This window comes from Pseudomonas sp. RIT-PI-AD, assembly GCF_025642785.1.
In the GTDB taxonomy this organism is placed as follows: Bacteria; Pseudomonadota; Gammaproteobacteria; order Pseudomonadales; family Pseudomonadaceae; genus Pseudomonas_T.
In genome coordinates this window covers 39,845-61,546 of record NZ_JANZKU010000026.1, presented here as the reverse complement: position 1 = coordinate 61,546, position 21,702 = coordinate 39,845, and the positions used below count along the sequence as shown (strand labels likewise).

General features: G+C 66.8%; 21 protein-coding genes. 5 read left to right on the top strand and 16 right to left on the bottom strand.

The window, feature by feature from the left end; translation table 11 throughout:
* Positions 1–63 precede the first annotated feature (63 nt).
* The 9 genes from OGL92_RS18815 to OGL92_RS18775 all read right to left on the bottom strand — a co-directional run bounded on the left by OGL92_RS18815 (position 64) and on the right by OGL92_RS18775 (position 9,743).
* A complete protein-coding gene (locus OGL92_RS18815) occupies positions 64–399 on the bottom strand; it encodes a ComEA family DNA-binding protein (RefSeq protein ID WP_263146541.1) in 336 nt (111 codons plus the stop codon).
* 90 nt (positions 400–489) lie between these two features.
* Positions 490–2,469 carry a nucleoside-diphosphate sugar epimerase/dehydratase gene (locus OGL92_RS18810; protein ID WP_263146539.1) on the bottom strand — a complete coding sequence of 660 codons (1,980 nt, stop codon included), beginning with the start codon at positions 2,467–2,469 and terminating at the stop codon, positions 490–492.
* Entirely contained in the window at positions 2,469–3,500 is a 1,032-nt protein-coding gene (locus OGL92_RS18805) for a glycosyltransferase family 4 protein (RefSeq protein WP_263146536.1), read from the bottom strand. Before OGL92_RS18805 ends, OGL92_RS18810 begins: the two co-directional genes overlap by 1 nt.
* On the bottom strand, positions 3,500–4,441 hold the full coding sequence (locus OGL92_RS18800; protein ID WP_263146533.1) for an NAD-dependent epimerase/dehydratase family protein: 942 nt from the start codon (positions 4,439–4,441) through the stop codon (positions 3,500–3,502). The genes OGL92_RS18805 and OGL92_RS18800 overlap by 1 nt, the downstream gene beginning before the upstream one ends.
* Positions 4,434–5,240: a glycosyltransferase family 2 protein gene (locus tag OGL92_RS18795; RefSeq protein WP_263146530.1), complete on the bottom strand. Its 807-nt coding sequence runs from the start codon at positions 5,238–5,240 to the stop codon at positions 4,434–4,436. The genes OGL92_RS18800 and OGL92_RS18795 overlap by 8 nt, the downstream gene beginning before the upstream one ends.
* Before the next feature lie 317 nt (positions 5,241–5,557).
* Positions 5,558–6,319 carry an amino acid ABC transporter ATP-binding protein gene (locus OGL92_RS18790; protein ID WP_263146527.1) on the bottom strand — a complete coding sequence of 254 codons (762 nt, stop codon included), beginning with the start codon at positions 6,317–6,319 and terminating at the stop codon, positions 5,558–5,560.
* A 10-nt stretch (positions 6,320–6,329) separates the two neighbouring features.
* A complete protein-coding gene (locus tag OGL92_RS18785; protein ID WP_263146525.1) occupies positions 6,330–7,424 on the bottom strand; it encodes an amino acid ABC transporter permease in 1,095 nt (364 codons plus the stop codon).
* 10 nt (positions 7,425–7,434) lie between these two features.
* The gene (locus tag OGL92_RS18780; protein WP_263146523.1) at positions 7,435–8,616 is read right to left on the bottom strand and encodes an amino acid ABC transporter permease; all 1,182 of its coding nucleotides are present in this window, start codon (positions 8,614–8,616) and stop codon (positions 7,435–7,437) included.
* A 98-nt stretch (positions 8,617–8,714) separates the two neighbouring features.
* On the bottom strand, positions 8,715–9,743 hold the full coding sequence (locus OGL92_RS18775; RefSeq protein ID WP_263146520.1) for an amino acid ABC transporter substrate-binding protein: 1,029 nt from the start codon (positions 9,741–9,743) through the stop codon (positions 8,715–8,717).
* A 458-nt stretch (positions 9,744–10,201) separates the two neighbouring features.
* Here OGL92_RS18775 and OGL92_RS18770 point away from each other — a divergent pair, with 458 nt between their 5' ends.
* The 5 genes from OGL92_RS18770 to OGL92_RS18750 all read left to right on the top strand — a co-directional run bounded on the left by OGL92_RS18770 (position 10,202) and on the right by OGL92_RS18750 (position 16,807).
* Complete coding sequence (locus tag OGL92_RS18770) at positions 10,202–10,858, top strand: alpha/beta hydrolase (protein WP_263146519.1); 657 nt, start codon at positions 10,202–10,204, stop codon at positions 10,856–10,858.
* Between the two features lie 21 nt (positions 10,859–10,879).
* Complete coding sequence (locus tag OGL92_RS18765) at positions 10,880–12,781, top strand: acyl-CoA synthetase (RefSeq protein WP_263146516.1); 1,902 nt, start codon at positions 10,880–10,882, stop codon at positions 12,779–12,781.
* 147 nt (positions 12,782–12,928) lie between these two features.
* On the top strand, positions 12,929–13,867 hold the full coding sequence (locus OGL92_RS18760) for a GGDEF domain-containing protein (protein ID WP_263146514.1): 939 nt from the start codon (positions 12,929–12,931) through the stop codon (positions 13,865–13,867).
* A gap of 180 nt (positions 13,868–14,047) precedes the next feature.
* Positions 14,048–15,511, top strand: a complete 1,464-nt coding sequence (gene rhlB, locus OGL92_RS18755; RefSeq protein ID WP_263146511.1) for an ATP-dependent RNA helicase RhlB — start codon at positions 14,048–14,050, stop codon at positions 15,509–15,511.
* A 258-nt stretch (positions 15,512–15,769) separates the two neighbouring features.
* Entirely contained in the window at positions 15,770–16,807 is a 1,038-nt protein-coding gene (locus tag OGL92_RS18750) for a DUF2157 domain-containing protein (RefSeq protein ID WP_263146509.1), read from the top strand.
* Positions 16,808–16,836: 29 nt separating this feature from the next.
* Here OGL92_RS18750 and OGL92_RS18745 read toward each other — a convergent pair whose 3' ends face one another.
* The 7 genes from OGL92_RS18745 to cobU all read right to left on the bottom strand — a co-directional run bounded on the left by OGL92_RS18745 (position 16,837) and on the right by cobU (position 21,670).
* Positions 16,837–16,959: a hypothetical protein gene (locus tag OGL92_RS18745; protein WP_263146508.1), complete on the bottom strand. Its 123-nt coding sequence runs from the start codon at positions 16,957–16,959 to the stop codon at positions 16,837–16,839.
* On the bottom strand, positions 16,956–18,161 hold the full coding sequence (locus OGL92_RS18740) for an MFS transporter (RefSeq protein WP_263146504.1): 1,206 nt from the start codon (positions 18,159–18,161) through the stop codon (positions 16,956–16,958). The genes OGL92_RS18745 and OGL92_RS18740 overlap by 4 nt, the downstream gene beginning before the upstream one ends.
* Before the next feature lie 43 nt (positions 18,162–18,204).
* A complete protein-coding gene (locus OGL92_RS18735; protein WP_263146503.1) occupies positions 18,205–18,618 on the bottom strand; it encodes a MarR family winged helix-turn-helix transcriptional regulator in 414 nt (137 codons plus the stop codon).
* A gap of 167 nt (positions 18,619–18,785) precedes the next feature.
* Positions 18,786–19,523, bottom strand: a complete 738-nt coding sequence (locus OGL92_RS18730) for an adenosylcobinamide-GDP ribazoletransferase (RefSeq protein ID WP_263146501.1) — start codon at positions 19,521–19,523, stop codon at positions 18,786–18,788.
* Positions 19,524–19,527: 4 nt separating this feature from the next.
* On the bottom strand, positions 19,528–20,100 hold the full coding sequence (cobC, locus tag OGL92_RS18725) for an alpha-ribazole phosphatase family protein (RefSeq protein ID WP_263146499.1): 573 nt from the start codon (positions 20,098–20,100) through the stop codon (positions 19,528–19,530).
* The gene (cobT, locus tag OGL92_RS18720; RefSeq protein WP_263146497.1) at positions 20,097–21,152 is read right to left on the bottom strand and encodes a nicotinate-nucleotide--dimethylbenzimidazole phosphoribosyltransferase; all 1,056 of its coding nucleotides are present in this window, start codon (positions 21,150–21,152) and stop codon (positions 20,097–20,099) included. The genes cobC and cobT overlap by 4 nt, the downstream gene beginning before the upstream one ends.
* A complete protein-coding gene (gene cobU / locus OGL92_RS18715; RefSeq protein ID WP_263146493.1) occupies positions 21,149–21,670 on the bottom strand; it encodes a bifunctional adenosylcobinamide kinase/adenosylcobinamide-phosphate guanylyltransferase in 522 nt (173 codons plus the stop codon). The genes cobT and cobU overlap by 4 nt, the downstream gene beginning before the upstream one ends.
* Positions 21,671–21,702: the final 32 nt, after the last annotated feature.

Sequence of the window (21,702 nt, the reverse complement as noted above, 5' to 3'; positions counted from 1 at the left end):
GGCAAAACGAGAGACAACGAAAAAGGCCGGTCAGAGACCGGCCTTTTCACCTTGGATCGTGCCTCAGTCGAGGGTCAGTCGATCACGGTTTTTCTCCAGCGTCGCGGTACCGATCCCTTTCACCTCCAGCAGCTCGTCCACCGAAGTGAACGGGCCGTGGGCCTCGCGATAGTCCACGATGGCCCGGGCCTTAACCCCGCCGATTCCCACCAACCCCTTCTCCAGGGTGTCGGGATCGGCGGTGTTGAGGTTGACCCGGTCGGTCGCCGGCGCCGTGGCGACAGCCTTGGCATGGGTGACGGCGGATTCCGGCGCGGTGCTCTCGACGGCCGCCAGGGAGGCGACGGAGAAGCTGGTCAGGAGGGCGAACAGAAGGGAAGAAACGACGTTCTTGCGCATGATGAGATTCCTTTTTCATCGATTGATTGCGCGGCTTTTCCTAAGCCGCAGGAACAAAATAGCGTCTCGTTCCGAGCTGTCAAATCGACATCACAAATTTCTTTGCCGGTGAATCCAGTCGACGATTTCGCCCTCGGGACTGTAGCCGCTCACCGCCTGTCGCAGCAGTTGGCGGACCCGATCGTAGTCGTCCCGCTCCACGGCCTTGAACAATTCGGCCAGCACCAGCTTGAAGGCTTCCCAGGGCAGGTGCTCTTCGTCGGCCCGCTTGATCATCGGGTGCTCGGTGAGACTGACGTTGTCGCCGATGAGCAGTTCCTCGTAAAGCTTCTCGCCCGGACGCAAGCCGGTGAAGGCGATGGCGATATCGCCGCTGGGATTCTGCTCGGAGCGCACCGAGAGCCCCGAGAGGTGGATCATCTTTTCCGCCAGGTCGGCGATCTTCACCGGCTGGCCCATGTCCAGTACGAACACGTCGCCGCCCTGGCCCATGGCGCCTGCCTGAATCACCAGCTGCGCCGCCTCGGGGATGGTCATGAAATAGCGGGTGATGCTCGGGTGGGTGACGGTGACCGGCCCGCCGCGCTTGATCTGCTCGTGGAACACCGGGATCACCGAACCGGAGGAGCCCAGCACGTTGCCGAAACGGACCATGGTGAAGCGCGTCTTGTTGACCTGGTGCACGCCCACGCTGTCGCCGAACAGCACGGGCGCCGGCTCATGGCTGAGGGCTTGCAAGACCATTTCCGCGAGGCGCTTGCTGCTGCCCATCACGTTGGTCGGGCGCACCGCCTTGTCGGTGGAGATCAGGACGAAATGGCTCACTCCGGCCTGCACGGCGGCCTGAGCGGTCATCAGGGTACCCTGCACGTTGTTCAGCACGCCCTCGGCGATGTTGTGCTCGACGATGGGCACGTGCTTGTAGGCGGCGGCGTGGTAGAGGGTGTTGACCTTCCAGGTGCGCATCACGTCGAGCAGGCGCCCGGAGTGGCGGATCGAGCCGAGGATCGGCAACAGCTCGACGGACAAGGCGTCGTGGCGGATGCGCCGCTCCAGCTCATTCTGGATGCAATAAAGGTTGTATTCGCAATGCTCGAACAGGATCAGCGCCGCCGGTTCGCAGGTGAGGATCTGCCGGCACAGCTCGGAGCCGATGGAGCCGCCGGCCCCGGTGACCATCACCACCTGGCCGCGGATGCAACGCTCGAACAGCTCCTGGCGCGGCGGCACCACATCGCGGCCCAACAGGTCGCCGATGTCCACCTCGCGCAGGTCGTCGACCTCGACCAGGCCCTGGGCCAGGTCGTTGACGTCCGGCACGCTGCGCACCCGCAGGGGATAGCCTTCCAGCGACTCGAGGATTTCCCGGCGGCGCATCCGCGAGGAGGACGGGATCGCCAGCAGCACCTCTTCCGCACCGGTCTCGCGGATCATCTGTTCGATGTGCTTGGGCTTGTACACGCGCAGGCCGGCGATGATCCGCGTGGCGATCTCCGGGGCGTCGTCGATGAACGCCACCGGTCGCAGGATCCGACCCTGGCGCAGCGCCGCCAGCAATTGGTTGCCGGCGGTCCCGGCCCCGTAGATGGCGACCTTGCGCACCTCGGCCTCGGTATGCAACGGCAGGATGGTGCCGCTGGAGAACCAGTCGCCCATGAAGTACTGGCGCATCAGCAGACGCAGACCGCCCACCATGCACAGCGCCAGCCACCAATAGATGAACACCACCGAGCGCGGCATCAGCTTGTCCGGCTGCATCAGGAAGATCACCAGGGTGAGCAGCAGCGCCGACAGGGTGATGGATTTGCCGATGGCCAGCAGCGCGTCGTTGCCGACGTAGCGCATTACTGCGCGATAGAGCCCCATGCGCACGAAGAACGGCAAGGCGGTCAGGGGCGCGGCGATGAACAGCCAGAGGTATTCGTCGAAGGGCTTGAACGCGTTTTCGATGCCCAGGCGAATGCCGAACGCCAGCCACAGGGCCAGCCAGATCAGCATGATGTCCGTGATCACTTGCAGGGCGCGTTTCTTGCGCCGACTCAGGCCGAGCAGCCAGGGCTTCAATGCCATCAGGAACGCCTCGCCGAACTCATCTCCAGCTCATCGAAGCCGGCGCGGAAATGCAGGGCCAGCAGCAGCAGCGGCACGTAGGCGATCACCAGCGCCACCAAGCCCGGCAGCACGCCGGCGATCGCCAACCAGGCACAGGGCAGCAGCCAGAACAGGTTGAGGGCGATCACCGCCAGGGTCACCGGCCGATGCGCCCCGGCCAACTGCGACGCGGACTGGTAGGCATGGCTGCGATGGGCCTCGTAGACCCGCTTGCCGCGCAGAAGGCGGCACAACAGGGTCAGGCTGGCATCCACCACGAAAGAGCCGAGCATGATCAACCAGGCCCAGATCAATTCGTTGGCCATTTGCGCCTGCCAGGTCATCAGCCCGCCGAGCGCGACGCCGAGAAAACCGCTGCCCACGTCGCCCATGAAGATTTTCGCCGGCGGGAAGTTCCACACCAGGAAACCCAGCGCCGCCATGGCCAGCAGCCCCAGCGGCAGCCCGATCTCACCGTGCCCCGCATACCAGGACAGGAACGCCATGCCCAGGCACACGGTGACGGCCTGGGCCGCGGCGATGCCGTCGATGCCGTCCATGAAGTTGTACAGGTTGATCAACCAGATCAGGAACACCCACAACAGCGCCGTACCCAGCCAGCCGGCGTCCAGGGTGCCGAGCAACGGCACGTCCAGCGCCGGCAATCCGCCCACGCACGCCAGCAGCCAGGCCGCGGCGCCCCCGTGCACCAGCAGGCGCCAGCGCGCCGGAACGTGCTCGAGGTCATCGATGAAGCCGATCAGCGCCACCGCGCCGGCGCTCGCCGCCAGCCCCAGCCAGGTCCAGAGCGGCAGTTCGCCGGTGGCGAACAGGAAGGTCAAGGCCGCGAGATAGGCGGCCACGATGGCGATGCCCCCGCCCCGCGGGGTCGGGGTCGAGTGCGAGCTGCGCGCGTTCGGCACGTCCAACAGGTTCTTGTGCAGGGCGAGGTAACGCATCAGCCCGGTCAGGGTCAGGGCGAGCAGGAAGGTCAGGCAAGACAGGATCATTATTGTCCTTCGGCTACGGATACGGCACGGCGCAAGCCCTGGTCGACGCTCAGGCCGGGCTGCCAGCCGAGGCGTTCGCGGGTGGCGCTGTCATCGACCTGCAGGGAGCCGTAGAGGCGTTTGTGCAGGCGATCCTGCCCCAGCAAAAGCATGGCCCGCTGGGCGAAACCGGGCATCGGCAGCAAACGGCTCGGGCGCTCCGTCGCGACGGCCAGGCGACGGACCAGCTCGGTGGTGGAGAGGTCTTCGCCGTCACGCACCAGGAAGGTTTGGCCGGCAGCGGCCGGGTGCCGGAGGCACAGGACCAGTAGATCCACCAGGTTATCCAGCGCCACCAGGCTGCGGCGATTGTCCAGCCGCCCCAGGGGCAGCGGCAAACCGCTGCGCACCAGGCGGATCAGGGCGGCGAAATTGGCCCTCACGCCCGGCCCGTACACCAGCGGGGGCCTGACGATCACGAACTCCATGGCGCTGCCCTCGCACAAGGCGCGCAACCCCTGTTCCGCTTCCCACTTGGAGCGGCCATAGGCATCTTCCGGGGCGGGCCGGTCGAACGGCGTGAAGGGCGCGCCGGGCCGGGTGCTTTCGCCATTGACCTTGATCGAACTGACGAACACGAATCGCCGGACCCCCGCCGCCATCGCCTGGCGGGCCAGGTTGAGGGTGCCGTCGACGTTGATGGTGCGGTATTCCGCCTCCATGTCCCGGCCATCGGGTTTCAACACGTGGGCACAGCCGGCGGTATGCACGATGGTCGCGACGCCGGCCAGGGCGCTCGACCAGTCGGTAGCGCCGTCGATATCGCCGACGCCTATGCAGTCGTGCCCCGGCTCGGCGCGCCGCATGGCGCGACGCACCTGCCAGCCCTCCGCGACCAGGCGCTCGCACAGGGTGCGCCCGACGAATCCGTTGGCGCCGGTCACCAGACAGGTTTCAGCCATGGCCCACCTCCGTCAGACGGGGCGGGCGTCTCCCACCCAAATAGAAGCGTCGGAAATACCGCAGCATGCTGCCCAGGTACCAATAGAAGTGCGGCGAGAACAGGTTGCGGTTATGAAAACCGCCCTTGTGGTAGGCCTTGACCGAGGGCAGGTAGAGGACACGCTCGCCGAACCGGCGCCACGCGCGCAGACAGATGTCGGTGTCCTCGAAGTACATGAAATAGCCCTCGTCGAAACCGCCGAGCGCTTCGAACATGCCGGCGTTGAAGACCAGGAAAGAGCCCGCGGCCCAATCGCAACGCGATGGCGCGCGAAACTCGTCCCTGTCGATGCGTGCAGGATTGCCCCAGCCCATGATCATCCAGTAGTAGTCCTTCACTCTTGGGAAATGGCGAATGGAGGTGTCGGCCTTTTCGTAAGAACGGTCAGTATAAAGATTGATCGCATAGAGAGAACTGGGGTGCGCGGATATTTCTTCGCGCAACTTCTCCAGGGCGCGCCGGGAAAACTCGACGTCGGGATTGCAGCAGATGAATATGTCCGAGGCCTTCAGCCCGGCATGCTCTTTGAAATATTTGAAGGCCAGATTGTTGTTGGCACCGAAACCCCGCGTACGGCCGGCATTCTTCAGGTAGGGAATGCCCTTTTCCTGGCAGTAGCTGCGCAAGGCGGGCTGCCCCAGGTTATCCACCACGAGCAGGCGGACGCCGGGCGCGCCAAGCAGTTCGAGCAGGCAGTGATTGTCCGATATTTCGGACGAATGCCCGTGGGAAACGATGGCAATGTGAATTACCGACATGCAGGTTTACCCACCGCTGCACACTTTCGACGGGTTCATCGGGCGGATTGTACGAACATCGGGATGGGAAACCTCCGGTTTGGCGGCGAATCTTAGCACAGGGCAAAACCGCCCCGATGGCGAAAGCCGTTCCGTTCAGCTGGCGTGCCGGGGGCATGGGACAACGAATCCGGGGAAAACGCTCGGACGCTGGGGAACGACGTCGATTCGTCGGCCCGGGCGGCAACGCCGGGAGGATCGCGCGAAGGCGCGCGGCGCGTGGCCGGAGGGAGGGTAGAGCCATCCGGCGCGGCCCGGGAGCCGCGCCGGACGTGCGGTCAGTGCAGGATCTGGCCGAGGAACAGCCGGGTACGTTCGTTCTGCGGGTTGTCGAAGAAGGTATCGGGCGCCGCCTGTTCGACGATCTCTCCCTTGTCCATGAAGATCACCCGATCCGCCACGGTACGGGCGAAGCCCATTTCGTGGGTCACGCAGAGCATGGTCATGCCGTCCTGGGCGAGGCCGACCATGGTGTCCAACACTTCCTTGACCATTTCCGGATCGAGCGCCGACGTGGGCTCGTCGAACAGCATGATCTTCGGCTTCATGCACAAGGCCCGGGCGATCGCCACGCGCTGCTGCTGACCACCGGACAGTTGCCCGGGGTACTTGTTGGCCTGCTCGGGAATGCGCACCCGCCGCAGGAAATGCATGGCGACCTCCTCGGCCTCCTTCCGCGGCATCTTGCGCACCCACATCGGCGCCAGGGTGCAGTTCTGCAACACGGTCAGGTGCGGGAACAGGTTGAAGTGCTGAAACACCATGCCGACTTCGCTGCGGATGGCTTCGATACGCTTGAGGTCGTTGTTCAACTCGGTGCCGTCGACCACGATGCGCCCCTGCTGGTGTTCCTCCAGCCGGTTGATGCAGCGGATGGTGGTGGACTTGCCGGAGCCGGAGGGGCCGCACAGCACGATCCGTTCGCCCGGGCGAACGTCCAGGTTGATGTCCTTCAGCACATGGAACTGGCCATACCACTTGTTCACGCTCTGCAACTGGATGATCGGCTCGACGCTGGGCTGCTTGCTTGCTTCGTTCATGATGCGACTCCTAACGCTTGTGGCCGGTGTCCAGCCTGCGCTCCAGGCGCTGGGAATAGCGGGACATGCCGAAACAGAAAATCCAGAACACCAGGGCGGCGAATACGTAGCCTTCGGTGGCCATGCCCAGCCAGGCCGGGTCGGTAGTGGCTTGCTTGATGCTGTTGAGCAGGTCGAACAGGCCGATGATGATCACCAGGCTGGTGTCCTTGAACAGCGCGATGAAGGTGTTGACGATCCCCGGGATGACCAGCTTCATCGCCTGCGGCAGGATCACCAGGCCCATCATCCGCCAGTAGCCGAGGCCCATGGCGCTGGCGGCCTCGTACTGGCCCTTGGGGATGGCTTGCAGGCCGCCGCGGACCACCTCGGCGACATAGGCCGACTGGAACAGGATGACCCCGATCAAGGCGCGCAACAGCTTGTCGATGCTGAGCTGCTCGGGCAGGAACAGCGGCAGCATCACCGAGGACATGAACAGCACGGTGATCAGCGGCACCCCGCGCCAGAACTCGATGAAGGTGACGCAGATGACCTTGATCGCCGGCATCTTGGAACGCCGACCCAGGGCCAGCAGCACCCCCAGCGGCAAGGCGCCGGCGATGCCGACGGCAGCGATCACCAGGGTCAGCATCAGACCGCCCCACTGGCTGCTGGACACCACCCGCAGGCCCAGTCCGCCATGCAGCAACCAGTAGGCCAGCAGCGGATAGATCACCAGGAACGCCAGCCCGTAGGGCAGTTTCCGCGGCATGCGGCCGATGAACAGCGGTGCCGCGCCGACGATCGCCAGCAGCACGGTGAGGTTCACCCGCCAACGCAACTCGCTCGGGTAGAAGCCGTACATGAACTGGCCGAAGCGCGCCTTGACGAACACCCAGCAGGCGCCCTCCCCGGTGCAGTCGGCACGGGTGGTGCCGCTCCAGTCCGCGTCGAGCAACGCCCACTTGATCAGTGGAGGCAGCAGCAGGCAGACCAGGCCGAACGCCACCAGGGTCAGCAGGGTATTGAACCAGCCGGAGAACAGGTTGGCGCGCAGCCAGCCGATGAAGCCGACGCTCAACCGCGGCGGCGGCTGGTCGGCTTTGAACGTATGGGTAAGCATGGGCGTCTCCCTACCGCTCGATCAGCGCGATGCGCTTGTTGTAGGCGTTCATCAGGATCGAAATGCTGATGCTGATGGCCAGGTAGACGCTCATGGTGATGGCGATCACCTCGATGGCCTGGCCGGTCTGGTTGAGCACGGTGCCGGCGAACAGCGAGACCATGTCTGGATAGCCGATGCCGGCGGCCAGCGAGGAGTTCTTCGCCAGGTTCAGGTATTGGCTGGTGAGCGGCGGGATGATGACCCGCAAGGCCTGGGGCACGATCACCAGGCGCAGGATCTTGCCCGGCTGCAGGCCGAGGGAGCGCGCCGCCTCGGTCTGGCCATGGCTGACCGCCTGGATGCCGGCGCGCACGTTCTCGGCGATGAAGGCCGCGGTATACACGGTCAGTGCCAGGGTCAGGGCGATCAGCTCGGGGATCACCACCCAACCGCCGCGGAAGTTGAAGCCCTGCAGTTGCGGCACGCTCCAGAGGAAGGGGTTGCCGAACACCAGCGCACTCAGTCCCGGGAGCGCGACCAGCAGGCCCAGGCTCACCAGCAGCAGCGGGAAGCGCCGTCCGGTGGCCTCGCGGCGCGCACGGGCCCAGCGCCCCAGCACCAGGATGGCTATCACGGCCACCAGCAGGCTCAGGCCGAATGGCCAGAACCCCTCGCCGATGCCCGGAGCCGGCATGTACAGGCCACGGTTGTTGACGAAGAAACCACTTCCCATGCTCAGGCTCTGCCGCGGCCCGGGCAGGGGCAGCAGGACCGCGAAGTACCAGAAGAAGATTTGCAGCAGGGGCGGAATGTTGCGGAAAGTCTCGATATAAACAGTGGCCAGCTTACGCACCAGCCAGTTCGGCGATAGCCGGGCGACCCCCAGGACGAACCCGATCAGGGTCGCCAGGACGATCCCGATGACCGACACCAGCAGGGTGTTCAGCAGGCCGATGACGAACACCCGCGCGTAGCTGTCGCTTTCGGTGTAGTCGATCAGGTGTTGCGAGATGCCGAAGCCGGCGCTGTTGGAGAGGAAGCCGAAGCCGGAAATGATGCCGCGTTGTTGCAGGTTGTGCTGGGTGTTCTGGAACAGGTACCACCCGAAGGCGACTACCGCGATCACCGCGATGATCTGGAACAGCCACGCGCGCGCCTTGGGATCGGTCAGTAACGAATGGGCGCGCGGGGCATTGGCAGGGTTTTGCATGATAGCCCTCTAGGAACCCCGACGGCCCGTGTTCGCGGGCCGTGGAGTCCTCTCGACATGGAAACGCACCGGCGCCGTCCGACGGCGCCGGTGAACGGTCAACGCACCGGAGGTGCGTATTGCAGACCGCCCTTGTTCCATAGGGCGTTGAGGCCGCGTTCGATCTTCAGCGAGCTTCCCGCGCCGACGTTGCGATCGAAGACCTCACCGTAGTTGCCGACCTGCTTGACGATCTGCACCGCCCAGTCCTTCGGCAGCTTCAGGTCCTTGCCGAACTCGCCCTCGGTGCCCAGCAGGCGGCCGACGTCGGGGTTCTTGGTGCTCTTGGCCTGCTCTTCGACGTTCTTCGAGGTGACGCCCAGCTCTTCGGCGTTGATCAGCGCGAACAGCGTCCAACGGACGATATCGAACCACTCCTCGTCGCCCTGGCGCACCGCCGGTGCCAAGGGCTCCTTGGAGATCACTTCCGGCAGTACCACGTAGTCGTCGGGCGAGGCCAGCTTGATGCGTTGCGCATAGAGTTGCGACTGGTCGGAGGTCAGCACGTCGCAGCGCCCGGACTCGAGGGACTTGGCGCTTTCGTCGGAGGTGTCGTAGGTGATGGGGGTGTATTTCAGGCCGTTGGCGCGGAAATAGTCGGCGAGGTTGAGTTCGGTGGTGGTGCCCGCCTGGATGCACACGGTGGCGCCGTCGAGTTCCTTGGCGCTGGAGACGCCGAGCTTCTTGTTCACCAGGAAGCCCTGGCCGTCGTAATAGGTCACGCCGACGAAGTTCAGGCCCATCGCCGCGTCACGCGAGCTGGTCCAGGTGCTGTTACGCGAGAGGACATCGACCTCGCCAGACTGCAGCGCGGTGAAGCGCTCCTTGGCGGTCAGCGGGCTGTACTTGACCTTGCTGGCATCGCCCAGCACCGCGGCGGCGACCGCCCGGCACACGTCCACGTCGATCCCCAGGTAATTGCCCTTCTCGTCGGCGTAGGAGAAGCCCGGCAAGCCGTCGCTGATGCCGCACTGCACGTAGCCTTTCTTCTTGACCGAATCCAGGGTCGCGCCGGCCTGGGCCATGCCGCTCGCGCCGATGATCGCCAGCGCGGTCAGTGCAGCCAGGGTGGATTTCACCATCTTCATCAAAACCTCCAGTCGCTTTGTTGTGTTGGAGTCTCGGCCTTACCCCGCCCTCATGAGGCGCGTGCGATCCGTTGGGATCGCCCGGGGTGCGGCCCGAGGACCGGCGTCGAGCACGCCCTGCGTACCTTCGCCACTCCTCGCCCGTGGGTTGAACGGGCATGAGACGGATCGACTGCCGCGCGCATCGTTACCGACGTTCGACGACCATTCACGGGATGAAGCCAGTCCATTCCGCTGCCAACGTGCTCGAGCAGGTGGTATAGAGTGTTACCGGCTGTGCGCACACGGCTGAATCCCCTGTGGTTTAGCAAGCGTCGTACCAGTTCGCTCGCGACCGCTGGTTTCGCTCAGGTCAAGTGGCTGACTTTCAGGGTTGCGACATCTACTTCACAGTTTTGCCATTCAATTGCCAGCACGACGCACCATGCCGGTGCGCCCGCACCTTTTCGGAGTCACCCATGCACGATCCGCTGATCCTTGAGCCCACGCGCCAGGCGGACGCCTGCGTCATCTGGTTGCACGGCCTCGGGGCCGACCGCCACGATTTCCATCCCGTCGCGGAGGCCCTGCAGGTTCACCTGGACAGCACCCGCTTCATCCTGCCGCAGGCACCCACCCGGCCGGTGACCATCAATGGCGGCTGGGCGATGCCTTCCTGGTACGACATCCTCGCCACGAGCCCGGCCAGGGCCATCGACCAGGACCAGCTGGAGCATTCGGCGCAGGGCGTCATCGACCTGATCGAAGCGCAGCGTGACGCCGGCATCGACCCGGCGCGGATTTTCCTCGCCGGCTTCTCCCAGGGCGGCGCGGTGGTGCTGCATGCCGCCTTCCTGCGCTGGAAAGGCGCGCTCGGCGGCGTGCTGGCGCTCTCCACCTACGCGCCCACCTTCGCCGAGGACCTGCAACTGGACGATGCCGCGCGCCACATTCCGGTGCTCTGCCTGCACGGCAATCGCGACGATGTGGTGCTGCCCGCCATGGGCCGCGCCGCCTATGACCGTTTACTCGCCAACGGCGTGACGGCAAGCTGGCGCGAATACCCCATGGCCCACGAAGTGCTGCCCGCGGAAATCCGCGACATCGCCGACTGGCTGGGCGAACGCTTGAACTGAGCCCTAGGCTGACGAGAACCTTTGCCGGAGCGACCCGTGTCCATCACTTCACTGCGCGACATCGAACTCATCGAAGAAACCCCGCTGGAAGCCCGCGACCTGCCGGCCAGCACCTATGAGCTGCTGGCGCGCAGCGCAGCCCGCCATGGGGCCTCGCCGGCGCTGACCTTCATCCTCCAAGGCAATGCCGAGGAACAGCCGTACCGGCTGACCTATGCCGAGCTCTTCGCCCGCATCACCCAGACCGCCAACGCCTTCCACCGCCTCGGGCTGCGGCCGGGCCGGGCGGTCTCCTTCCTGCTGCCGAACCTGCCGCAGACCCACTTCACCCTCTGGGGCGGCGAAGCGGCGGGCATCGTCAATGCCATCAATCCCCTGCTCGAGGCCGAACACATCGCCGAGCTGATCCGCGCCGCCGGCTCGGACATCCTGGTGACCCTGGCGCCCTTCCCGGGCAGCGACCTCTGGGACAAGGTGGCCCACCTGCGCGGCGAGTTACCGGAACTGAAGGCCATCGTCACCGTGGACATGGCCAACCTGCTGCCGGAGCCGATGATCGAAATCATCAAGGGCCAGCGCGGCCCGCTTCCGGAAGGCGTGCTCGACTTCGACGAGTTGATCGCCGCCTGCCCCGCGGATCACCTGGAAAGCGGCCGGGTCATCCAGGCGGACGACATCGCTTCCTACTTCCACACCGGCGGCACCACCGGCACGCCGAAACTGGCGCCGCACACCCACCGCAACGAAGTGGTCATGGCCTTCAGCATGGCCATGGCGGCGGATTTCGGCGAAAACGACACCACCCTGTGCGGGCTGCCGCTGTTTCACGTCAACGGCATGATGGTGACCGGCCTGGCGCCGCTCTATACCGGCGCCGAAGTCCTGCTGGCGACCCCGCAGGGCTATCGCACGCCCACCTTGATCCAGAACTTCTGGTCGATCATCGAGCGCCACCGGGTGACCTTCTTCAGCGGCGTGCCGACCATCTACGCGGCCCTGCTGCAAGTCCCCAGCGAAGGCTACGACCTCTCCAGCCTGCGCTATGCGCTGTGCGGCGCCGCCCCCATGCCGGTGGAACTGATTCGCCAGTTCGAGCGCAAGACCGGCCTCAGCCTGATCGAAGGCTACGGGCTCACCGAGGGCACCTGCGGCACCAGCGCCAACCCCGCGGGCGGCGAACGCCGTGCGGGCTCCATCGGCTTGCGCATGCCCTACTGCGAGGTGAAGATCGCCCTGCTCGACGAACAAGGCACCTACCTGCGCGATGCCGCCGAGAACGAAATCGGCGCCCTGTGCATCCGCGGCGCCACGGTCTTCCGGGGCTACCTGCACGCCGACAAGAATCGGGACATCTGGGTCGACGGCGATTGGTTCAACACCGGCGACCTGGGGCGGATGGATACCGACGGCTACCTCTGGCTCACCGGCCGAAGCAAGGACCTGATCATCCGCGGCGGCCACAACCTCGACCCGCAGATGATCGAGGAAGCGCTGCACCGGCATCCCGCCGTGGCCTTGGCCGCCGCGGTGGGCAAGCCGGACCGCAGGGCCGGGGAACTGCCGGTGGCCTACGTGCAACTGGTGGCGGGCGCACAGGTGGCGGAAGCCGACCTGCTGGAGCACGCGGCCGCGCACATCGCCGAACGCGCGGCAGTGCCGAAGGACATCTGGATCGTCGACAGCCTGCCCCTTACCGCGGTCGGCAAAACCTACAAGCCGGCCCTCCGCCAGGATGCCATTCGTCGGGTTCTGTATGCGGAGCTGGAAACCCAGGTCCCAGGGGTCCGCATCGACGTGGTGCCGGACGCCCTGAACGGGCAGAAAGCCGTGATCCACACACCTCCCCTCGACACCCGCGCGCGCTATCGGCTGGAGGAGACCTTGCAGGATTTCGCCTTGAAATACGAACTGCGTCACACCTGAGAGCCGTCCCAGCGCGCCGCCGGTCGGCCAGGGGTTTTTCGAGGATTGTCAGGGCAACGGCACACGCTTAGTGTCGAAAATGGTTTCGCCTCGACGAAGGGAAGCGCTTGCGATGCCACACGCCTGCATTGCCATATCCGGATCTCTATGAAAAGCGCGCACTGGCAGGAGGACCTGCAGCAAATCAGACAAGCGCGGCTATTCCACAAGGTCGCCGCCGGCAGTCTCAAAGAGCTGCTCAAGGTCTTTCGTGCCTGGGAATTGGAAACCGGCGAGATCGTGCTCTCGCCGTTCAACCGCAACAAATACCTCTACCTGGTTCTTCACGGCCAGCTCAAGGTCTACCTCGGCTCCCTCGACAACCAGCCGATGTCCACCCTGGGCCCGGGCGAGTGCGCCGGCGAGATCAGCTTCATCGACAACGACCACCCCTCGGCCTACGTGGTGGCCACCGAGCCGACCACGGTGCTGCGCCTGCACCGCCAGGCGCTGGTGAACCTGTTCCAGCAATCGCCGCAACTCATGCAGAACCTGCTGGAACTGCTCTGCGACCGCGTGCGCCAGGGCAACCGGATCCTTCTGGACACCGAGCAGAATGCCAACGTCGATACCCTCACCGGGCTGTTCAACCGGCGCTGGCTGGAACACATCTACGAACGCGAGAGCACCCGCTGCGGCTATAACAACGAGCCGCTGTGCATGCTGATGATGGATGTCGACCACTTCAAGGTCTACAACGACCAGCACGGGCACCTGGCGGGCGACTATGCCCTGTGTCTGGTGGCGCATACCCTGCGCAACCAGCTGCGGCCGAAGGACAGCATGTCGCGCTACGGCGGCGAGGAGTTCGTCATCCTGCTGCCGGAAATCGCCCTCGAGGAGGCCCGCGGCATCGGCGAGCGGCTCCGCCAGAGCCTGGAGCAGATTCCCTCCTTCTATTCGCCGGTGGGCATGCTGCCCGGCGTCACCGTCTCCATCGGCCTCGGCGAGATGCACCCCGGCGACAGCCTGCAATGCCTGATCGCCCGGGCGGACAGCGCGCTCTACCAGGCCAAGCAGCAAGGCCGCAACTGCCTGTTCGGCTGATGGCGTGGGGTCGGCAAACCCGCGCCAACGCGCCGAAAAGGGCGCGCCCCCCGCTCCATCCGGGGGAAAAACCGTCGGATAAACCCGTCCTCGCCCCGCTCGACCGGGCGTAATGCTTCGCCATGCAGGCATCTTGCTTTACACTGCTCCGGTTAATTCATAATCACCGACGAGATCGCCGTGCTCAAAGCACTCAAGAAAATGTTCGGCAAGGGCGATGAAAGCCCTTCCAGCGCCCTCCCCAGCAGTACCGTTGCACCCGTCGCGGCCCCTTCCGCCGTCGGCGTCGAATCCCAGCCCTCTTCCCCTTCGCTCGCCGCCCCGGCCGCCGAAGAACGTCCGCCACGGGCCGAGCGCCCGCCGCGCACGGACAAGCCGCGCAGCGACAAGCCGCGACGCGAACGCCAACCGAAGCCCGCGGTGGTGGACACCTGGAAGCTGGAAGACTTCGTGGTCGAGCCCGCCGAAGGCAAGACCCGTTTCCATGACTTCAACCTGTCGCCCGAGCTGATGCACGCCATCCACGACCTCGGGTTCCCCTACTGCACGCCGATCCAGGCGCAGGTGCTGGGCTACACGCTCCGCGGCCAGGACGCGATCGGTCGCGCCCAGACCGGCACCGGCAAGACCGCCGCCTTCCTGATCTCCACCATCACCCAGTTGCTCAACACGCCGCCGCCCAAGGAACGCTTCATGGGCGAGCCGCGCGCGTTGATCATCGCGCCGACCCGCGAACTGGTGGTGCAGATCGCCAAGGACGCGCTGCTGCTGACCAAGTACACCAAGCTCAACGTGATGAGCTTCGTCGGCGGCATGGACTTCGACAAACAGCTCAAGCAACTGGAATCGCGCTTCTGCGACATCCTGGTGGCCACGCCGGGACGCTTGCTGGACTTCAACCAGCGCGGCGAGGTGCACCTGGACATGGTCGAGGTCATGGTCCTCGACGAGGCCGACCGCATGCTCGACATGGGCTTCATCCCCCAGGTCCGCCAGATCATCCGCCAGACCCCGCACAAGGGCGAGCGCCAGACCCTGCTGTTCTCCGCCACCTTCACGCCCGACGTGATGAACCTGGCGCAGCAGTGGACCGTATCGCCGGCCATCGTCGAGATCGAGCCGGAGAACGTCGCCAGCGACACCGTCGAGCAGCACGTCTATGCGGTCGCCGGCAGCGACAAGTACAAGCTGCTGTATAACCTCATCGCCCAGAACAACTGGATCCGCGTGATGGTCTTCGCCAACCGCAAGGACGAAGTGCGGCGCATCGAGGAACGCCTGACCCGCGACGGCATTAGCGCCGCGCAGATGTCCGGGGACGTGCCGCAGCACAAGCGGATCAAGGTGCTCGAAGGTTTCCGCGAAGGCAAGATTCGCGTGCTGGTGGCCACCGATGTCGCCGGTCGTGGCATCCACGTCGACGCCATCAGCCACGTGATCAACTTCACCCTGCCCGAGGATCCGGACGACTACGTGCACCGCATCGGCCGTACCGGTCGCGCCGGCACCACCGGCACCTCGATCAGCTTCGCCGGCGAGGACGATGCCTTCGCCCTTCCGCCCATCGAGGAATTGCTGGGCCACAAGATCGCCTGCGAAATGCCGCCCGCCGAACTGCTCAAGTCGGTTCCGCGCAAGCACTGAACAGCCGAGTCGCGAAAGCGGAGCCCCAGGGCTCCGCTTTTCGTTTAGGCCCTCGTCGCCGGCTGGTCCTGCCCTTCGAATAGCGCCTCGTTCCCCGGCGACGGCCAGGCCGCGCCTGATTCGCCCCGATGACAGACTGGGCGCCCTGCCCGCCCTCGCGCGAGGGCCCCTCGCGTAACCACCGCCGCGCCGGCCCCACCCTGGCGGCGCCGGGCATTCTCGGCCAGACTCGGACACCGTTTTTCCGGACCTTTCGCCATGACCGATCGCTTCGACGCCGCCGACCTCGCCCGTGCCGTACAGGCCGGGGTGCTGCAGCCCGGCCAGGACCGCGCATTGCTGGACTTTCTCCAGCGCCAGCCCCAGGCGCGGCCGAGCTTCCAGCTCGCCCACGTGGCCTATTACTTCGGCGCCATGCTGATCATCGCCGCCATGGGCTGGCTGCTCAACGAGGCCTGGATGCGCATCGGCGATGCCGCCCTGCTCGCCATCGCCCTGCTCTACATGGGCGCGCTCACCCTCGCCGGCCTGATCCTGTGGCGTCGCGGCTTGCAGATTCCCGGCGGCCTGCTCGGCGCGGCGGCGGTCAGCCTGACCCCCCTGGCGGCGTTCGCCGCTCAGCGGTTGCTGGGGTGGTGGCCCCTGGAGGCGGGGCTCGACTACCACGACTACTACGTCTACGTGCGCGGGGGCTGGCTGACGATGGAAGTCGCGACCCTGCTGGTGGGCCTGGCGATGCTGCGCCTGTTGCCCTTCCCATTCATCGTCATGCCCATGGCGCTGGCCCTCTGGTTCATGTCCATGGACCTGACCGAATGGGTCTATGGCACGCCCTTCGAGTGGGCGGAGCGATGCCGGGTCTCGCTGTGGTTCGGCCTCGCGGTGATCCTCGCCAGCCTGCTGGCGGACGGCCGCAGCCGGCGCGACTTCGCCTTCTGGGGGTACTTCGCCGGGCTGCTGGCGTTCTGGGGCGGGTTGAGCCTGATGGACAGCGACAGCGAGCTGGGCAAGGCCCTCTACTGCCTGATCAACCTGGTCCTGATCGGTTGCGCCGTGGCGTTGCGGCGCCCGCTGTTCATGGTCTTCGGCGCCCTGGGCGTGGCCGGCTACCTGGGCCACCTGGTGCACCGGGTGTTCCAGGACTCGCTGGGGTTCCCGCTGATAGTGAGCCTGATCGGGCTGGGGCTCATCGCCCTGGGCATCGCCTACCAGAAACGCCGCGAGGGCCTCACCGCAGCCATGCGCGAACGCCTTCCGGAAGGCCTGCTACGGCTGTTGCCGGCCCTGCGCCGCTGAGCGCGACAGCGAAGGCCTGCTCCGTTCCCTCAGCAAGCGCCCAGCCCCAGTTGCAACAGCGCCAGCCCGCCCCGCTGCCAGCCCCAGCCAGCCAGGCCCAGCGCCAGGAGCGCGCCAGCCAGCAAGGCAAGGCGCAGGCCCAGGCGTTTCATGCGCTGCCCAGCGCTTGCAGGCGCGCCACGGGCCGCTCCCGCACCGGCCAATTGAGCACCGCCGCCAGCAGGCTGAGGGCGATGGACAGGTGCCAGACCCATTGGTAGCTGCCGGTGTGATCGTACAGGTAACCGCCCAGCCAGCCGCCGAGGAAGGCGCCGAGCTGGTGGAAGAGGAAGACGATGCCACCGAGCATCGACAGGTTGCGCACGCCGAACAGAGTCGCCACGGTGCCGTTGGTCAAGGGCACCGTCGACAGCCAGAGCAGACCCATGGCGACGCCGAAGGCATAGGCGCTGCCCACGCTCAGGGGCAGGTAGACGAAGGCCGCGATCACCAGCCCACGGATCAGGTACAGCGCGGTCAGGAGCCGCGGCTTCGACATCCGTCCGCCGAGCCAGCCGGCGAGGTAGGTGCCGAACACGTTGAACAGCCCCACCAGCGCCAGCACGGTGGTTCCCACTTGGGCCGGCAGGTGCTGGTCCACCAGGTAGGCCGGCAGATGCACGCCGATGAACACCACCTGGAAGCCGCAGACGAAGAAACCCAGCGCCAGCAGCCAGAAGCCGCTGTGCGTGGAAGCCTCCCGCAGGGCCTCGCCAAGGCTCTGCTCGTGGTCGAGGCGCGGGGTCGGACGATCCCGCAGCAGGCCGGCCAACGGCAGGATCAGGGCCACCAGCAGCGCCAGGAACAGCAACGCCGCCGACCAGCCGAGCCAACCGATCAGCCCGAGGGTGCCGGGTAGCATGGCGAATTGGCCGAAGGAGCCGACCGCGCTGGCGACCCCCATGGCCATGCTGCGTTTTTCCGCCGGCACCGCGCGGCCGACCACGCCGAGGATCACCGAGAAGGACGTCCCGGACAGGCCGATGCCGATCAGCAGCCCGGCGCTGAGGGACAGCGAGGCGACCGAATCGGCCAGGCCCATCATCGCCAGGCCAGCGGCATAGAGCCCACCGCCGAGCATGACCACCTTGCCCGCGCCGAAGCGGTCGGCCAGCGCGCCGGTGAAGGGTTGGGACAGGCCCCAGATCAGGTTCTGCAGGGCAATGGCGAAGGCGAAGACCTCGCGGCCCCAGCCGAACTCCGCACTCATCGGCGCCAGGAACAGGCCGAAGCCATGCCGGGTGCCCAGGGACAACGCCAGGATCAACGACGCCCCCACCAGTATCCAACCGCTCGTACGCCATACCGAAGTCATGGGAGTCCTTGACCGGGGTGATCCCCGTTGTTGTTGTGAAAAATCAGTCGAGGCGTTCCAACTCGTCCAGCAGTTGCATGAGCGCAACCCGCTGGTCTTCGCCCAGGCGGCGCCTCAGCCGTTCCTGTACGCCTTGCCACAGCGGCAACGCCCGCACCAGGCAGGCCCGCCCCTCGTCGCTCAAGCCCACCAGGCGATTGCGCTGGTCCTCGCCACCGGCCAGCTCCACCCATCCGCGCTCCTGCAACACGCGCAGGTTGCGCCCGAGGGTGCTGCGCTCCAGCCCTATGGACTCGGCCAGCGCGGTGATGCTCGGCCGGTCGAGCCGCTCGACATGACGCAGCAGCGAATACTGCGCCACGCTCAGGCCGATTTCCGCCAACGCGTGGTCGTAGAGATGGCTGACGTTGCGGGTCGCGCGACGCAGCTTGGTGCACAGGCAGTGAGTGTTCAGCATGGTGCGTGTATATACCCGCAATGTACCGGGCGTCAAACGCGACGTCCGCGCCCGGGCATCTCGCCTCACCGCATACCCAGGGCCGCGACCGACATACACGCGCTGAATCGCTGAACCCGGCGGAGCATCGCGCAGCCTTGCCCCGATGCCGACATCGGCCGCTGTCGTTACCCGCCCAGGCAAGCGAGCGCCAGCAGCACCCCACACTCGGCCACTTCCACCAAAGCGCCGGCGGTGTCGCCGGTGGTGCCACCGAGGCGGTGCAGCAAGGCGCGGCGCAGCCAGAGGAACAGCGCCCCGCCCACCGCCAGGGCGAGCAGTGCCTCGGCGCCGAACGTCAGGAGCATCGCTAGGCCATGGAACGCCAGCACGCCGGGCAGCGCGCGCCGCGGCCGATGTTCGGCCAGCGCCTGGCCCAGGCCACCAGCCCTCACATAGGGCGTGCAGAGGAACAGCAGCGGCAACGCCATGCGCGCCAGCCAGGGCGCGAGCGACACGCAGGCGCCGCGGCCGGCTTCGAGCAAGGTCACCAGGGCGGCGAATTTCAGCAGCAGGAGCAGCACCAGCACGACCACCGCGATGGGACCGCTGCGCGGGTCCTTCATGATCGCCAGGGTACGCTCGCGGTCGCCCAGGCCACCGACCCAGGCATCCGCGGTGTCGGCCAGACCGTCCAGGTGCAGGCCGCCGGTGATCGCCACCCAGAAGGTCAGCAGCAACGCCGCCTGCAACGGCGCCGGCTGGGCCGCCAGCAGCGCTTCGCCGCCGAGCAGGCAGAGGCCGAGAAGCAGGCCCACCAGCGGGTACCAGAGCAGCGAGCGTCCCACCTGGGCCGGCTCCGGCAGGCCGGGCAGGCGCACCGGCAGCCGGGTAAGGAATTGCAGGGCGATCCAGAACGGCAGCATGGCCTCAGCCCTCGCGCCAGGCGCCGTCGGCGCTGCAAACCAGCCGATGCATGGCGGCGTGGGCGACCTCCACCTGCAACAGGTGCTCGCGGGGCAGTCCGCGTGCCTGGGCCAGCAGCAGACGCATGACCCCGCCATGGGTGATCACCAGCAACCGTTGTCCGGGGAAACGCGTGCGCAAGCCCTCCAAGGCACCGGTCACCCGCGCGGCGAAGGCCACCAGGGTTTCGCCGCGCGGCGGGGTGAAGGCGTAGGGGTCGGCCCAGAAACGCCCGAGGGCCTCGCGGTCGGTTTCCATCAGCTCGGCGGCGGAACGGCCTTCCCAGTCGCCGAAATGCAACTCGCTCAAGCCCGGCTCCAGGTGCAAGGGCAATGCCTCGCGCTCGGCCAGGGCCTCGGCGAAGGCCGCGCAGCGGCGCAACGGCGAGCTGATCAGCGCATCCCAGCGCGGCCGGCCGTCCAGCGCGGCTCGCATCTGTGCCCAACCGGACGCGGTCAAGGCATCATCGAGGCTGCCGCGAAAGCCTCCGCCACGCTCGGTTTCGCCATGGCGCAGCAGGTCCAGGCGCAGGCTCATGCGGGGCGGTCCGAAACCGCCGCTTCGGCGAAGGTGGCCATGCCGCCATGCAGGTCGCAGGCCAGGCGCAGCAACGGTACCGCGAGGGCCGCGCCGCTGCCTTCGCCCAGGCGCAGGCCGAGCGCCAGCAAAGGCTCCGCGTCGAGGGCGGCGAGCACGGCGCGGTGCCCCGGCTCCGCGCCCTGGTGGGCGAACAGCAGCCAGTCGCGGCAGCTTGGATTCATCCGTTCGGCGCAGAGCGCCGCCACGCTGCAAATGAAGCCATCCACCAGGGCCGGCAAGCCTTCCTGGGCGCAGGCCAGGTAAGCGCCGGTCAGGGCGGCGATCTCGAAGCCGCCGACATGGCGCAGGGCTTCGGCCGCCGAGGCGCAGGCCGGCCGGTGCAGCGCCAGGGCCCGCTCGATCACCGCCGCCTTGTGGGCCACGCCTGCGCCGTCGAGGCCGGTCCCCGGCCCCACCAGTTCCGCCGCCGGCCGCTGCAACAGGGCGCAGGCCAGGGCGCTGGCGGCGGTGGTGTTGCCGATGCCCATTTCGCCGCCGACGAACACCTGCGCGCCCTCGGCACGGGCGCGCAGCACCGCGTCGCGCCCGGCCTGCAAGGCTGCCGCCCACTGCTCGGGGTCCATCGCCGCGGTCCGGGCGAAATTCGCGGTGCCGCGGCCCAGCCCCAGGTGGCGCACACCGACGAGCGGCTCCAGCGCGAGGGCGGTGCCCAGGTCGACGACCTCCAGGGTGGCGCCGAGGCTGCGCGCCAAAACGCTGATCGCCGCGCCGCCGCGGACGAAGTTACGCAGCATTTCGCCGGTCACCGCCTGGGGGTAGGCGGAGATACCCTCCGCCACCACGCCGTGGTCGCCGGCGAATACCGCGATGTGGCAGCGGTCCAGACGCGGCCGCTCGCATCCCTGCATGGCGGCCAGGTCGATGGCCAGGGTTTCCAGGCGGCCGAGGGCGCCGCGGGGTTTGGTCAGTTGGGCTTGGCGCGCCTGTGCTGCTTCGCCGGCGGCATGGTCCAGCGGGCGGCTCGGCGCCTGCCACCAGTAAGGGCTCATCGGGATTCTCCTTTCAGGATCAGCGGCAAGCCGGCGACGGTCAGCGTCACCCGCTCGCAACGTTCGGCGACGGCCTGGTGCAGCGTTCCCGCCTCGTCCAGGTAGCGCCGGCTCAGTTCGCCCAGGGGCACCACGCCGAGGCCACCCTCGTTGCTCACCAGCAGGATGCGCCCCGGCAGGTGCGGCAGGCATTCGAGCAGCGCCTCGCGCTCCTCTGCCAGGCGCTGCCCGTCGTCCTCCAGCAGCAGGTTGGTCAGCCACAGGGTGAGGCAGTCCACCAGCAGGCAGCGTTGGGGGGCGGCGCGTTCGCGCAGCACGCGGGCCAGCGCCAGAGGTTCCTCCAGCAGCGCCCAGTGGAGCGGACGGCGAGCGCGATGCTGGCGGATTCGTTCGTCCATTTCCGCGTCCAGCGGCCGGCTGGTGGCGATGTACACCACTTCCAGGCCGGAGGCTTCGGCGTGGCGCTCGGCCAGGCGGCTCTTGCCGGAGCGGGTGCCGCCGAGAATCAGTTCGCGCATCGACAGATGTCCGTGATCGGGGAATGAAAGGG

Bases quoted from the DNA above. Each gene is read 5' to 3' on its own strand.
- OGL92_RS18815 (WP_263146541.1), bottom strand. From the start codon at position 399: ATGCGCAAGAACGTCGTTTCTTCCCTTCTGTTCGCCCTCCTGACCAGC.
- OGL92_RS18810 (WP_263146539.1), bottom strand. From the start codon at position 2,469: ATGGCATTGAAGCCCTGGCTGCTCGGCCTGAGTCGGCGCAAGAAACGC.
- OGL92_RS18805 (WP_263146536.1), bottom strand. From the start codon at position 3,500: ATGATCCTGTCTTGCCTGACCTTCCTGCTCGCCCTGACCCTGACCGGG.
- OGL92_RS18800 (WP_263146533.1), bottom strand. From the start codon at position 4,441: ATGGCTGAAACCTGTCTGGTGACCGGCGCCAACGGATTCGTCGGGCGC.
- OGL92_RS18795 (WP_263146530.1), bottom strand. From the start codon at position 5,240: ATGTCGGTAATTCACATTGCCATCGTTTCCCACGGGCATTCGTCCGAA.
- OGL92_RS18790 (WP_263146527.1), bottom strand. From the start codon at position 6,319: ATGAACGAAGCAAGCAAGCAGCCCAGCGTCGAGCCGATCATCCAGTTG.
- OGL92_RS18785 (WP_263146525.1), bottom strand. From the start codon at position 7,424: ATGCTTACCCATACGTTCAAAGCCGACCAGCCGCCGCCGCGGTTGAGC.
- OGL92_RS18780 (WP_263146523.1), bottom strand. From the start codon at position 8,616: ATGCAAAACCCTGCCAATGCCCCGCGCGCCCATTCGTTACTGACCGAT.
- OGL92_RS18775 (WP_263146520.1), bottom strand. From the start codon at position 9,743: ATGAAGATGGTGAAATCCACCCTGGCTGCACTGACCGCGCTGGCGATC.
- OGL92_RS18770 (WP_263146519.1), top strand. From the start codon at position 10,202: ATGCACGATCCGCTGATCCTTGAGCCCACGCGCCAGGCGGACGCCTGC.
- OGL92_RS18760 (WP_263146514.1), top strand. From the start codon at position 12,929: ATGAAAAGCGCGCACTGGCAGGAGGACCTGCAGCAAATCAGACAAGCG.
- OGL92_RS18750 (WP_263146509.1), top strand. From the start codon at position 15,770: ATGACCGATCGCTTCGACGCCGCCGACCTCGCCCGTGCCGTACAGGCC.
- OGL92_RS18745 (WP_263146508.1), bottom strand. From the start codon at position 16,959: ATGAAACGCCTGGGCCTGCGCCTTGCCTTGCTGGCTGGCGCGCTCCTG.
- OGL92_RS18740 (WP_263146504.1), bottom strand. From the start codon at position 18,161: ATGACTTCGGTATGGCGTACGAGCGGTTGGATACTGGTGGGGGCGTCG.
- OGL92_RS18735 (WP_263146503.1), bottom strand. From the start codon at position 18,618: ATGCTGAACACTCACTGCCTGTGCACCAAGCTGCGTCGCGCGACCCGC.
- OGL92_RS18730 (WP_263146501.1), bottom strand. From the start codon at position 19,523: ATGCTGCCGTTCTGGATCGCCCTGCAATTCCTTACCCGGCTGCCGGTG.
- cobC (WP_263146499.1), bottom strand. From the start codon at position 20,100: ATGAGCCTGCGCCTGGACCTGCTGCGCCATGGCGAAACCGAGCGTGGC.
- cobT (WP_263146497.1), bottom strand. From the start codon at position 21,152: ATGAGCCCTTACTGGTGGCAGGCGCCGAGCCGCCCGCTGGACCATGCC.
- cobU (WP_263146493.1), bottom strand. From the start codon at position 21,670: ATGCGCGAACTGATTCTCGGCGGCACCCGCTCCGGCAAGAGCCGCCTG.